This is a genomic window from Zhongshania aliphaticivorans, from assembly GCF_001586255.1.
Taxonomy (GTDB): Bacteria; Pseudomonadota; Gammaproteobacteria; order Pseudomonadales; family Spongiibacteraceae; genus Spongiibacter; species Spongiibacter aliphaticivorans.
The window spans coordinates 681,260-693,307 of the sequence record NZ_CP014544.1 but is presented as its reverse complement, the minus strand read 5'-3'; the positions used below and the strand labels follow the sequence as shown (position 1 = coordinate 693,307).

General features: G+C 44.6%; 12 protein-coding genes. 10 read left to right on the top strand and 2 right to left on the bottom strand.

All coding sequences use genetic code 11. The annotated features are described in order from the left end of the window. Nucleotides 1-82: 82 nt before the first annotated feature. From AZF00_RS03010 to AZF00_RS02990, 4 genes are all read left to right on the top strand, one after another. Entirely contained in the window at nucleotides 83-913 is an 831-nt protein-coding gene (locus tag AZF00_RS03010; RefSeq protein WP_062383114.1) for a hypothetical protein, read from the top strand. 4 nt (nucleotides 914-917) lie between these two features. Then, a complete protein-coding gene (locus AZF00_RS03005; protein ID WP_062383111.1) occupies nucleotides 918-2,879 on the top strand; it encodes an ATP-dependent nuclease in 1,962 nt (653 codons plus the stop codon). Next, nucleotides 2,876-4,735, top strand: a complete 1,860-nt coding sequence (locus tag AZF00_RS03000) for a UvrD-helicase domain-containing protein (RefSeq protein WP_062383106.1) — start codon at nucleotides 2,876-2,878, stop codon at nucleotides 4,733-4,735. The genes AZF00_RS03005 and AZF00_RS03000 overlap by 4 nt, the downstream gene beginning before the upstream one ends. 928 nt (nucleotides 4,736-5,663) lie before the next feature. Then, the gene (locus AZF00_RS02990) at nucleotides 5,664-7,313 is read left to right on the top strand and encodes a P-loop ATPase, Sll1717 family (RefSeq protein WP_062383104.1); all 1,650 of its coding nucleotides are present in this window, start codon (nucleotides 5,664-5,666) and stop codon (nucleotides 7,311-7,313) included. Nucleotides 7,314-7,543: 230 nt separating this feature from the next. Here AZF00_RS02990 and AZF00_RS19775 read toward each other — a convergent pair whose 3' ends face one another. Further along, complete coding sequence (locus AZF00_RS19775) at nucleotides 7,544-7,768, bottom strand: helix-turn-helix domain-containing protein (RefSeq protein ID WP_040802984.1); 225 nt, start codon at nucleotides 7,766-7,768, stop codon at nucleotides 7,544-7,546. 148 nt (nucleotides 7,769-7,916) lie between these two features. Here AZF00_RS19775 and AZF00_RS02980 point away from each other — a divergent pair, with 148 nt between their 5' ends. The 4 genes from AZF00_RS02980 to AZF00_RS02965 all read left to right on the top strand — a co-directional run bounded on the left by AZF00_RS02980 (nucleotide 7,917) and on the right by AZF00_RS02965 (nucleotide 10,468). After that, nucleotides 7,917-8,153 carry a hypothetical protein gene (locus tag AZF00_RS02980; RefSeq protein WP_008248011.1) on the top strand — a complete coding sequence of 79 codons (237 nt, stop codon included), beginning with the start codon at nucleotides 7,917-7,919 and terminating at the stop codon, nucleotides 8,151-8,153. Then, nucleotides 8,146-9,381 carry an Arm DNA-binding domain-containing protein gene (locus tag AZF00_RS02975; protein ID WP_008248013.1) on the top strand — a complete coding sequence of 412 codons (1,236 nt, stop codon included), beginning with the start codon at nucleotides 8,146-8,148 and terminating at the stop codon, nucleotides 9,379-9,381. The genes AZF00_RS02980 and AZF00_RS02975 overlap by 8 nt, the downstream gene beginning before the upstream one ends. A 26-nt stretch (nucleotides 9,382-9,407) precedes the next feature. Then, nucleotides 9,408-9,818 (top strand): hypothetical protein, encoded by a 411-nt coding sequence (locus tag AZF00_RS02970; RefSeq protein ID WP_008248015.1) that lies wholly within the window; start codon nucleotides 9,408-9,410, stop codon nucleotides 9,816-9,818. A gap of 101 nt (nucleotides 9,819-9,919) precedes the next feature. Continuing rightward, nucleotides 9,920-10,468, top strand: a complete 549-nt coding sequence (locus AZF00_RS02965; RefSeq protein ID WP_008248017.1) for a hypothetical protein — start codon at nucleotides 9,920-9,922, stop codon at nucleotides 10,466-10,468. 205 nt (nucleotides 10,469-10,673) lie between these two features. On the opposite strand, the gene AZF00_RS02960 is transcribed toward AZF00_RS02965, so the two are convergent. Next, nucleotides 10,674-10,853, bottom strand: coding sequence for a hypothetical protein (locus AZF00_RS02960; protein WP_197465711.1), 180 nt, complete (start codon nucleotides 10,851-10,853; stop codon nucleotides 10,674-10,676). Between the two features lie 466 nt (nucleotides 10,854-11,319). Between AZF00_RS02960 and AZF00_RS02955 the strand changes: the two genes are divergently transcribed. Together AZF00_RS02955 and tatA are read left to right on the top strand one after the other, a co-directional pair. Next, entirely contained in the window at nucleotides 11,320-11,679 is a 360-nt protein-coding gene (locus AZF00_RS02955) for a hypothetical protein (RefSeq protein WP_008248020.1), read from the top strand. A gap of 108 nt (nucleotides 11,680-11,787) precedes the next feature. Beyond that, nucleotides 11,788-12,042, top strand: coding sequence for a twin-arginine translocase TatA/TatE family subunit (gene tatA, locus AZF00_RS02950; RefSeq protein WP_008248023.1), 255 nt, complete (start codon nucleotides 11,788-11,790; stop codon nucleotides 12,040-12,042). Nucleotides 12,043-12,048 lie beyond the last annotated feature (6 nt).

Sequence of the window (12,048 nt, the reverse complement as noted above, 5' to 3'; positions counted from 1 at the left end):
AGTTAAAAGAGCAAGCAGATTGGCGTCAAGAGCGTCCTGATTGTGAGAGTTAGTTAATAAAGCGCGGTTCGAAGGTCAAAAGATGAGCAGCCTCACAGATATTGATAAGCGATACTTGGAGAGAATATTGCAAATGGGGGGAGGTTACGTGCTGGATTACAGCGATGCGACCTACGGAGAATTCTTTTCTCGCCATAAAATAGATATTCATAGCACTCGTTATCAAATCTATGGTACGTCTAAGGCTAAAAAGATGAGAGCATTTTGGGAGTTAGAGCCAGATAGTATCGTTGCTCCTGTTTTGGAAGAAATGCTTGCATCATACGAAGCTAATTGCGAACTGAGTGGGACGGATATAGAACAAAACATACTTGAAAAATCTAGGCTCATAGTCGCAAGAATTGGCGGTAGGACTCCTGAAAATAACAAGGAGCAAACTGAAGATTCGTTCTTAAACCAGGAATTTAGAATCCCCAACCTTCACAAGCTTCCGGTTGAACACCAAATAGCCAAAATTATAGAGAAAAGGCTAGAAGAGGCGCGTTTAGCTTTAGCAGCTAATGCATATCTTTCTGTAATATTTATGTGCGGAAGCGTACTGGAAGCTGTTCTGTTGGGCGTAGCACAAAACAATCCTGAAAAATTCAACAGAGCATCGTCTAGCCCGAAAAGCCCTGAAGGCAAAGTTAGACCATTACAGGATTGGAGCCTTGCGCATTTAATCGACGTAGCTTGCGAAATCGGATTTTTGAAAGTTGATGTAAAAAAATTTAGCCACGGATTACGCGATTTTAGAAACTACATCCATCCTTATCAGCAGCTTATGTCGGGGTTCTCTCCGGATGAACATACGGCAAAGGTGTGTTTTCAGGTTTTAAAGGCAGCTCTCGCCGGGCTTGCAGGAGACAGATAATACAATGCATATAGAGTCATTATCGTTAAGAAATTTCAGATGCTTTGGAGACGTTGCAACAACGATTCAATTTCAGCCTGGCATAACGGGTTTCGTTGGTGATAATGGAGCCGGAAAATCATCAGCATTGGAAGCGTTGAAACGCCTTTTTTCACCTCTATCGAGTGAGCGTCAGTTAAGAAAAGCGGACGTACACTTTGGAGTCGGTGAAGATAGTCAGTCTGTGGCTGAGCGCGAGATCATCATTGACGTCGTATTTGGTTTTTCTAGCCCTGATGTTATTCCCCACGTTTTTAACGACATATTTTTCAATGCAAGTGATCAGGCTTTAAAGGTACGGCTAGTTCTTGAGGGAAATTATTTAAAATCAGAGTCTTACGAGGATGATATCGAGATCAAGCTCTATACGGTTCGCTCGCTGGACGAAGTTCCCTTTGGTCCAGACGATGAGCGGAAAACACCCCTGCGTGGTAAGTCTACTCAATTTGCCGAGTTGGTATACATACCAGCCCATAGGGATTCCTTGGGCGTGACCCGTCATGCATTAAAGAATGTCTTGAAACGGATAGAGCGCTCTGCAGACTGGAATGAAGAGACCAAAAATCAATCACAAGAATTTGCAAAACAACTTGAAAACAGTCTCAACGCTGTAACAGCTATCGGTACAACAAGCCACGACCTCAAAACATTTTGGGGTGCCCTACATGATGGTCATTACGATGCAGACCCACTCTTCAGTGTTGTGGCAACCGAATTCGAACAGTTGATTCGCGATCTAACATTACGGTTCGAAAAATCTCCTGGGGGTGGTAACCGTCAGCTTGAAGAGCTTAGTGAAGGTCAAGTCTCGTTATTGTATTTTGCCCTGTCTGCTACGCTACACAACTTAATTTGGAAGATGGAGGCTGCTGCGCCAGCTAGCCTTGAAGGCTTTAAACCTCTTGACTTTGTACCTGCGCCATTAACAATTTTTGCCCTCGAAGAACCTGAAAACCACCTTGCTCCGTTTTACCTCCCTAGACTAATAGGGCTTTTAGAAAGCCTTATAAAAACAGGCACAGCCCAATCGTTTGTGACTAGCCACTCTACAAGCGTCATGGCGCGTATTTCTCCGCGAAATGTTAGGTATTTCAGGAATTGTAATCAAACGCTTATTTCCGATGTTCGAGAAATCCCATTGCCCACTAGCGGAAGCGAAGAGGATAATTTCCTTCATCAAGTTATCTTGGCAAATCCAGAAATTTATTTCGCCCGCCTTGTGATAATTGGCGAAGGTGATAGCGAAAGGATTGTTATTCCTCGAATTGCAGAGGCTTTAGGCATATCACTAGACCCCTCATTTGTAGCATTTGTTCCAATAGGTGGTCGCCATGCTCAACATCTTTGGAAACTTGTTGTTGGTCTCAATATACCTTGTTTAACTCTTTTGGATTTTGATCTTGGGCGACACAATGCAGGCATGGGAAGGATAAAGAATGCCGCAACATGGCTTAACGATGCAGGATATGATCTAGACCCTTCTGCTGTCATTTCTAACGAAGCTTTAACTCCGGAAAATGTTGTACCGTGGACTCAGTGGTTACGGGCGCAATGGGTCTTTTATTCCACATGGCTAGACCTTGACATGATGATGGTTCAAGCCTTTCCGGAAGCCTATAAGCCGAGTAGAGCATTCGACCCAACAAAAGATGACCCTAGTAAAATAGCTGAAGCAGTTTTTGGCAGCAGTGGGTTGGGAAATGCAGAGCTTAACCGTATCGGTGCTCAGTTTTCAACTGAAGAGCTTTTTGCATACAAAAACCTGTTCAAGTCCCGGTCAAAGCCAGCTTCACATTTTAAAGCTTTGGCCGCACTGGATGATGAGGCAATCAGAACCAATTGTCCCGAGCCATTAAAGGCCTTGATTGCAATGGCCAAGATCATTCTTGCGCCTCCATCATCCATCTGTGCTGGGGAAGAAGAATGACCTACCTGAAGGCAGATGATTGGAAGCCTTCACCGGGCATACGAATTGAAGGCCGGGCCCTAGAGGTCGTTAAGGCCGTGGAACCAATGTCGGTGCTCGCTGGCCCGGGAGCAGGAAAAACAGAATTACTGGCACAGCGAGCAACCTTTTTGCTCATGACGGGATTATGTCCTCCACCGCAACGCATTCTTGCCATATCTTTTAAGGTGGATGCAGCAAGAAATCTTGGGGACAGAGTAACTCACCGTTGCGACCCAATTCAGGCCAAGAGATTTGAATCCCTTACCCTTGATGCTTTCGCTAAAAGGCTTGTTGATCAATTTTTAGAATCACTTCCCGATCAATGGCGCCCTAGTCATGACTACACTATAGAGTTCCCAAACCGAGATGTTTGGGAGGAATTTAAATTAAAAAATGAAAGTGACTACTCGGAAGTTAGGAGCAAGAATTCGGGTCAGCTTGACAGAATTGTTCACAGATCAATTCCAGATTTCCAATTTGAAGAGGCGGTAACCCCGGAGCAACAAATTCAGTGGTTATGGTGGCGACAACATATTGATGCCAATCCGTCTCGCCTGACTTTCGATATGATAAAAGCGTTGGCGGTTTTAATTCTTCAAATTCAGCCTAAAATTTTATCTGCTTTGCGAAAGACTTACTCACACGTGTTTCTTGACGAATTTCAAGACGTAACAGCTCGACAATACGAATTGATAAAAACGGCATTTCTCGGGTCAGACTCGGTTCTTACCGCTGTTGGGGATTCTAACCAGGCAATTATGAGATGGGCGGGTGCTAGGGAAGATATATTTAATCTATTTGAGGCTGATTTCGGCGCATCGGACGAGCGTCTTCCTTTTAATTTTCGATCCAACTCCCGTATCGTCAATTTGATCAATGATTTGGCGACTACTTTCGATGGCGACTATATTCCGACAGAATGTGCTCGCCAAGACGATCCTGTTCCAGAAAATTCAGTCGAAGGCTGGGTGTCTGAAACAAGGCAAGATGAAGGGGAGTATATAGCGTCATTCATAGCTAACGAGCTTCAGAAAAACGCTGACCTAGCTCCGGCAGATTTTGTGGTATTGGCGCGGTTACGGATAAATGATGTCGAAGATCGCATTAAGGTGGCCTTTCAAAGTAAAGGTTTGAAAATCAGGAATGAGGCAAGAGCTGTTGGCGGTATTGCCATTCAGGATTTGGTGAAAGAAAAGGCTTACACATTTTTTCTTGCCTCGCTCAAACTCGCGGTAAATGTTCGGTCTGGCCAACCATTTCAAGATTGCCGAAATGCTATTGCAGAAGTAAGAGGTGCCGACCTAGATAGCGAAAAAGGGCACAGCGAGACATTGTATGCTGTTCGATGCTTAATAGATGATCTGGAGCAGCTAGTCAGGGGTAGAAGCCCAGCGGAGGTTACCGGTAGGGAAATAGTCGATATCTTGTTAAATCATGTCGAGCGCGGCGAAATTCAAAGAACATATAGGGAGTATGCGGGCGGCGAGCGCCTCAATTCGGCTATTCTCGGATTTGCGGAGTATTTTGACGAATGTCGTGATGGTTCACCTTCTTGGTCTGAATGTATATCTAACATGGAGGGTACGGAATCTGTCCGCTTGATGACCATTCATAAGAGTAAAGGACTGGAGTATCACACAGTTATTTTTGTCGAATTCAATGACGACGCTTTTTGGGGAAATGACGATGATGTGAACGTATTCTTCGTAGCGTTGTCTCGTGCTCGTGAGCGTGTACTTTTTTCTTTCACTAAAGACTCCAAAGGAGCTCAAAATGTTAAGGGCTTCGTAAAAATCTTAAAGGATGCTGGCGTAATATTCATTAAAAAACAATAAGATATGCCTATTTCAAGGCGTGCGCGTCAAACAGCAAGCAGTGTCGGTTGCCTGCCCCCGCTACCACTTTAAAGAACGGCAAATCAGTTACTTACTGGCTTGCCGTTTTTTTTCGTCTGTTGCTTTTAAGCCCCCGTGACACTCCGTGACGTTTTCCGTGACACTTTTGAATTTAGACCCACCCCAAGCAAACGACTCTATGACCTTCGGTCACCACGCCACGATTACAGCAGTGATAAAATAGCCTAAAGCAGCAAAGACTGAAGATCAATCAATGCGCGCCCAATTCCCCAGCCCACCTATCAACTTGCACTAAAACACACAGGATAGAAAACTGGCGGTCGCCTCCCAATAACATCATTCAAGGCAACCGCATCAAAGGCCTGTATAAATGCAGTATATCTCAATCGTTGTAACCTCCCCTCTATCCCAAGAACTCTCGAGCGAGAACCAAGCCGTTCGAGTCGAAATATACAAGCTCGAAGGAGAACATCGATGGTGCCTTGAGGTAGTTGACGAATACAATAACTCGACAGTTTGGGACGATACATTTGAAACCGACTCTGACACATTAAATGAAGCTCAACGCATCATTCGAGACGATGGTATTTTCGCACTCATTGGCCCGGAGGGAGACGAAGAGTGGGCGTAGTAAACAAGCGCGCTTGATGCCCTGCCAGCAAGCATCGTCAATCCAGCAATCAACCGAAGTTACTAAAGCCAGAAGACTGCAGCGGCACAATAGCAGCCAGTCACCGGCATTACCTGTTTTCTCCTATTAAAGCGGTGTTAACAGGTGAGCAATTTTCATTAACACATTCAGGACTGATTTAACTCGTTGAAATTTATAAAAAACGGGATATGATCAGGGGAATGGAATCTTTGGCAGAGATGCGTCCGCAAATCACTTTTGCCACAATGAGGGAATATGACCAAGATAGCCAAGCAGGACTTCATCTTTAAAAAACACATGTCTGTTGGTGAGGCCGACGCAGAAAATGATAAAAGCTTCTTAGAAGAATGCTTTGTGGATATTGGTGACTACGAAATATTAGAGGATACAAGCACACCACAGTCTATTATTTTGGGCCGAACGGGAATCGGAAAAAGCGCCCTTATCGAACAGCTAGAGAAGAATAGTGATCGAGTGATAAGAATTGAGCCGGAAGAGCTAGCTCTCAGACACATATCGAATTCAACAATTTTAAACTTCTTCGAAGATTTGGGAGTTAATCTCGACATATTCTATAGCCTGTTGTGGCAGCATACTCTCTCGGTCGAGTTAATAAAAAATAAGTACAACATCGATTGCGCCCAAGCAAAAACAAACTTCATTGATTCAATCACTGCACTCCTCTCAGGAAAACAGAAAAAACAACAAGCCCTGAATTATATTGAGGAATGGGGAGATAAGTTCTGGGTAGACACGGAAACACGTATTAAAGAGTTTACTGGCAAGCTAGAAGCAAGCTTAAAGTCATCGATAGACTCTAATGTTCCTGGTGTCACATTTTCAGGCGAAGCTGGGGCAGCTTTATCAGAGGAACAAAAATCAGAAGTAATACATTACGGCAAGAAAGTTGTTAGCTCCGTCCAGATTGAAAAGCTTTCAAAAATAGTAAACCTCTTAGCAGAAGATATATTTACTGACCCGCAAAAGAAAACATATATCTTAATAGATCGCCTTGATGAAAACTGGGTGGAAGATGGCCTTCGCTATAAGCTGATAAGAGCTCTCATTGAAACAATAAAGAAATTCAGGAATATTACGCCAGTAAAAATTGTCATCACACTAAGAACCGACCTTCTGGATCGAGTATTAGACAAAACTAGAGACGCAGGTTTTCAGCGCGAAAAGTATAACAGCCTATTCCTTCAGCTAGGCTGGACCAAAGAACAGTTGATGAGGGTCCTTGATAGCCGTGTTAACCACCTTCTAAAATATAAATACACCAGTGGGAGCGTTGGTTTTAGTGATGTTTTTCCAGATAAAATAGATAAGGTAACATCCGCCGACTACATATTAGATAGGACCTTACTTCGACCGCGAGATGCAATAATGTTTGTAAACGCTTGCTTAATTGAGTCGCAGGGAAAAACAGAAATAACAGCATCAATTATAAAGCTTGCAGAAAAATCATATTCCGTAGACCGAATTGAATCGCTTAAGTATGAATGGTTTGTTGAGCATCCACTACTTGATAAGTATATTGACGTTTTGCATCGTAGAAACAGCAACTTCAAAGCAGGGACTATATCTGACGATCAACTTGAACTTCTAATACTTGAGCTAGCTGAATGTCCTGAATCAAATGCAGATATCGCAGTCAAATCTGCTCATTCATATATGAAAATTGGGTATCCGTCATCCAATGCCTATATGGCCCAGCTAAGGCAAAATATACTTTTTATATTATACAAAGTAGGTGTTGTGGGGATTAAAGTGAATGGCTCTAGCTCAGTGAAATGGTCGTATGATCGTAGCCAGGACTTAACTGCAAAGAATATTGAAAATACATCCATTGTATATATTCATAAAATACTATGGCGTGCACTTGCCATTGATAAGCGAAGTTAGAAATGTGCCGATATACAAACAACTCGAAGCAGCAACACAGGTACGTTTCTGGACGCGCTAACGTACACCGCTGATTGAGCGGTTAAGGTTAAGGCTGAATAAAATCCTTCACTGAACCGAACAACGTATTTTTGACAGCCGGTTTTTTACCAACTTCGGACACAATATATTCAACAGCGGCAAGCATATAGGTTTCCGCCTAATATTGGTGACTTGCCCTAATCCTGAGCTTAACTCCCTTCGACATAGCGCAGTAAATCTTTCGGTTCGCACTCAAAATAAACACATAGCGCATTTATGGTATCGGTGTTGGTGTTATAGCCGGGAACATTAGCAACACGAGTTAGTGTAGCTCGACTAATACCAGTGACCTCAGATACCTCTCCCACCGTTATCCGCCTTTTCTCGCGAAACGATTTTTCGTCTAGAAGCTGTTTAAACAATATCCGAATCACGTTGAAGCCAACCCTTGCCACACCCAATAATGCGCCCAGTGTACCAAATTAATCATAAATGAGCATTCTAACGCTTGACTGATTCTTTTTAGCGCAATATGATTCACTTGAGCACCTAATGAATCATATATGAGCCAAGGAGAAGTACATGACTACGACATACCTTACAACCGAAGAACTATCTGAGCGTATCAAATATGACGTACGCACCATTCGGCAACAACTCAATGACAGTGTATTGCTAGAGGGTAAACACTACATAAAGCCATTTGGTCGGCGAAAAATCCTCTACATCTGGGAAGCTGTTGAAGAGGAGATGTTAGCGCGGAAGTCTCCCAATGACATTGAAATCCCTATGGCGAACGGAGGTGTGTGCTATGGGTAAGGTTCGGGTACGGCCTGATACAGGCAGGCTGCTTCTAGATTTTTCGTATCAAGGAGCACGCTTTCGGGAACACACAGCGCTGCATGACAGCGCCCAAAACCGGAAAAAGGTGCAGACGCTTCTCGATAAAGTAGAAGCCCGAATAAAGCTTGGGGAGTTCAACTATTCTGAGTTTTTCCCTGGCAGCAAAAACATTCAGAAATTTCTAGAGGTAGATCCCAACCGCGCCAATACAAGTCAAACACAGCTTGTACGTGTACAAAACAGCTACATCCCCGCGAGGAGCTCAACAAGGGCACCGCTATTTGAAATCTTCGCACGCCAATGGCAAACCGAAAAAAAAATAGAGTGGCGGGCATCTCATGCCCGCAACATTGAATCGGTGCTTTCAAATTCACTGATCAAGTTTTTCGGCAAGCGCGTGTTATCCGATATCACCAAAGCCGAGATTCTTGAGTTCCGCTCTAAACTGGCATCGAAGCCCGGTCGTGGCGGTAAAGAGCAGATTGCAGCCAAGACCATCAATACCCATATGGCGCTATTAAAAGGCATTTTGGAAGAGGCATCAGATCGCTATTCCTTTGAGAACCCCTATAAGAACATCAAGCCCCTCAAACTCCAGCGCAGCCATGTTGAGCCGTTTTCCCTAATAGAGGTTAATCGGATCATCGAATCGGTACGCGAGGATTACCGCAATTACTATGCGGTGCGCTTTTACTCGGGTATGCGTACCGGCGAAATAGATGGACTTCGCTGGGAGTTCGTCGATTTTAAGCGCGGACTGATCGCTATCAGAGAGACACTGGTTCAAGGCCAGACCGAATACACCAAAACTGACGGCAGCCAGCGGGACATCCCCATGCTAGGGCCAGTTAAAGCCGCACTAGAGGCTCAATATCAAGCAACCGGCAAGCTCAGCCCTTATGTATTCTGCAATACCGAAGGCAAGCCCCTTGATCACAACAATATTACTAAGCGTGTCTGGTATCCCCTACTCCGCCATCTAGGCCTGAAGATGCGGCGGCCTTATCAGACTCGCCATACCGCTGCGACGCTATTACTGGCTTCCGGTGAAAACCCAGAGTGGGTAGCAAGGTTTCTTGGCCACGCCAGCACCGAAATGCTGTTCAAAGTGTACTCAAGGTATATACCCAACCTGACAAGACAGGACGGTTCCGCATTTGAGCAAATGCTTGGCGTACAGGATGAACGGCACGCCGCCCAATAACACAGTAGGGATAAGGGGAAATATTCATGACCAATGAAACAAACGATACCAATTTTATCGCTTTGCTCACCCTAGGCGATATGCGCTTACTCAACATCAAGGTACCGGAACATCTTGCAGACGATCCTGATGACGCTGTACTAGGGCTGCCACGCAGTGCCGCACTTATCCTCGCGGAACGCATACTGAACATATGGAAAGTGCCTCAGGGAGACATAGCGGTATTTCTGGCTGATATCGCTGATGAAGCATTAAGCAACCTCCTCGTTATCTATCAGCTACTGCAGGTCCTATTTCCCAGAAATGAGCCAAGTAAGTATGTACACACAAACAATAAGAACTACGACGACCGGACAACGTGGCAAGCAATTCGGGACGGCGAATCGCTGAAGGTCCGCAAATACCTAGAGCATAAATCGCTTGGCGGCGGCTGGTAGCCCCGAATGGCTATGCGCTGCTCCAAATTGAATATCCATCAACGACAACACCAATTTATACGAAACAAAGATGATGGCGCTATACGCCAACAGGAGACGCTATGAACACATTGACCAAAGAGACTGCCCGCTCACTAGCAAAAATAATCAACAGCCGTCTTTCGACCTGCTACAACGATGATTTAGTCGCTATTCTCGGTACTGGCCGCGAGTCGAATAATGAACAAGCCGTACAATCATGGCTAATGTCTCGCTTCGCCCACATCGAAGTCGGGCGTGCTGACATGCTAATGGAATACGCGTCCGAGGTACTGACTCAACACCTCGATGACATACGGCTAGAAGTGGCCATTGGCGTAATAACCGAGTTACCGCTACAGCCAAGCTTTATTCCAGCGAGAGCCCTTACTGAGCGTGAGCTACACTGCATTGCACGGTCGATCTACCTGTTGGTTTTGAGGCAAGGACCGAGAGACTATTTAGACACGCTGATCGAATTGGTGCTGGGAGGCGATGGCAATACTATCGACAAGATCGCCGCATGGATACCGTCACAAATCGAGGCTTACACTTACTTCCCTAGCGAGCTGACCTTACCCTTAGCGCAGAACATGATGCAAAAGCTCAGGCAGGCAAGTGAGTTTTATTAAAGTTTTACAACTTACCTCTCAAGGAAGGCTTCAGGACACCACTAAATGCCTATACTCTTCGAGTCACCCGACCCGACGTCAGCGTTCGGGATCTACATTTACAAAACTCGAGTGGAAATAAATTACGTAATTGGAGCTAAATGCCAACTCCAAACAGGCTGTTAAAACCTATACGCCTTGAACTCGCGACTCTGCGGCAACATGATCACTTGGACTTGATCACTATTTGGTGTTTTTCCACAAATTCGGATGCAGCCTTCATATCACCAAAAGCATTTAACAACATCTCGGACGCGCGATCTTTAACGTCTTTGTCTTCGCTCGACATTAATAAATTAATCCATGTACTCACCAGAGCGATCGGAGGCTCTTTACGTTCATTCACTTGCATACCTAAATATCAATTTCGTGAAGATCAGACCAAGTTTGAGCTGAGCCTATTGCCCTCTACTCGCCAATTCTATAACGAAACGAGCAACAGTCGGAACGATTTTTGCTGCTAGCTAATAACCTTTTAATAGTTAAGTCATATAGATTTATACATCATAGAATGCTGATTTATAAATCCATATTATCGAAAGACTACAACTACTTCCTTAAAATCCAGACACCACCAATACAACACATAAATTAGTAGACAATAGATAAAATTGTGTCATTATGTGTTAAATTCAAAATATCAAGCAAAGCTCTTAAGCTAGGATCAAGAATGCGTCACGACCGCTAAAGCCACATGTCACGGTAAAAATCTAGTACTCACGCATCTAAATACTAAAAGGTTATTCAGCACAGAACTACGTGGTTTAGCCATTACAAATCGAAAACAAACCAACAACAGGAGCATCAAAATAATGAAACAAATCCCAAAAATCGTCGCAAGCGCTTTTCTTGCCAGCCTAGCCACTACGGCAAACGCGCAGTTTTCTCTCATTACAAACCTAGCCAGCGACCTGAGCACCACACTAAATTCCATCCCGATTGGCGAACTACCGATGATCAGCGATGCATTCACAATCGCTGGGCCATCTGCTATTAGCGAGGTTTCCACTACCTTACTGCCAATACTAGTGGACTTACCCGGAGCAAATTTACTTGTCGGCCCAGTAGTCCCCTTGGGCACGCAGGCCATCGGCATCATTTCTCCCTATTTCGATAGCCTCCCGCTCACAGAGTTACCGGGATTAAGCATACTTCCCGGCGGCGGGCTATAGTGACAAAAAGCACCAGCCTTCGATTGCTAGCCACCGCAAAATCGTATCGATTTGTGGCTAGCAGTTGAATTCCTGCACGTAATTCACTGCTATATATAGAGGTAATTTATGGGTATCGGCGGAATCAGTATTTGGCAACTGCTTATCATTTTGGCCATCATCGTATTGCTGTTTGGCACTAAAAAACTCGGTAACCTAGGTAGCGACTTAGGCAGCGCATTACGCGGGTTTAAAGACGGCATGAAGGGCCTAGATCAACAATTGGCACAAGACAGTGAAGAGAAACCGTCAACTGCCTCATTAAAAGAGAGCAAAAGCGAAGCAGACCAGGCAAGCACCAGCCCAATAGAAAATCGAGCATAATCGATC

Coding starts and splice junctions, on each gene's coding strand:
- tatA (WP_008248023.1), top strand. CDS start 11,788: ATGGGTATCGGCGGAATCAGTATTTGGCAACTGCTTATCATTTTGGCC.
- AZF00_RS03005 (WP_062383111.1), top strand. CDS start 918: ATGCATATAGAGTCATTATCGTTAAGAAATTTCAGATGCTTTGGAGAC.
- AZF00_RS03000 (WP_062383106.1), top strand. CDS start 2,876: ATGACCTACCTGAAGGCAGATGATTGGAAGCCTTCACCGGGCATACGA.
- AZF00_RS02955 (WP_008248020.1), top strand. CDS start 11,320: ATGAAACAAATCCCAAAAATCGTCGCAAGCGCTTTTCTTGCCAGCCTA.
- AZF00_RS02990 (WP_062383104.1), top strand. CDS start 5,664: ATGACCAAGATAGCCAAGCAGGACTTCATCTTTAAAAAACACATGTCT.
- AZF00_RS02970 (WP_008248015.1), top strand. CDS start 9,408: ATGACCAATGAAACAAACGATACCAATTTTATCGCTTTGCTCACCCTA.
- AZF00_RS02980 (WP_008248011.1), top strand. CDS start 7,917: ATGACTACGACATACCTTACAACCGAAGAACTATCTGAGCGTATCAAA.
- AZF00_RS02975 (WP_008248013.1), top strand. CDS start 8,146: ATGGGTAAGGTTCGGGTACGGCCTGATACAGGCAGGCTGCTTCTAGAT.
- AZF00_RS02965 (WP_008248017.1), top strand. CDS start 9,920: ATGAACACATTGACCAAAGAGACTGCCCGCTCACTAGCAAAAATAATC.
- AZF00_RS03010 (WP_062383114.1), top strand. CDS start 83: ATGAGCAGCCTCACAGATATTGATAAGCGATACTTGGAGAGAATATTG.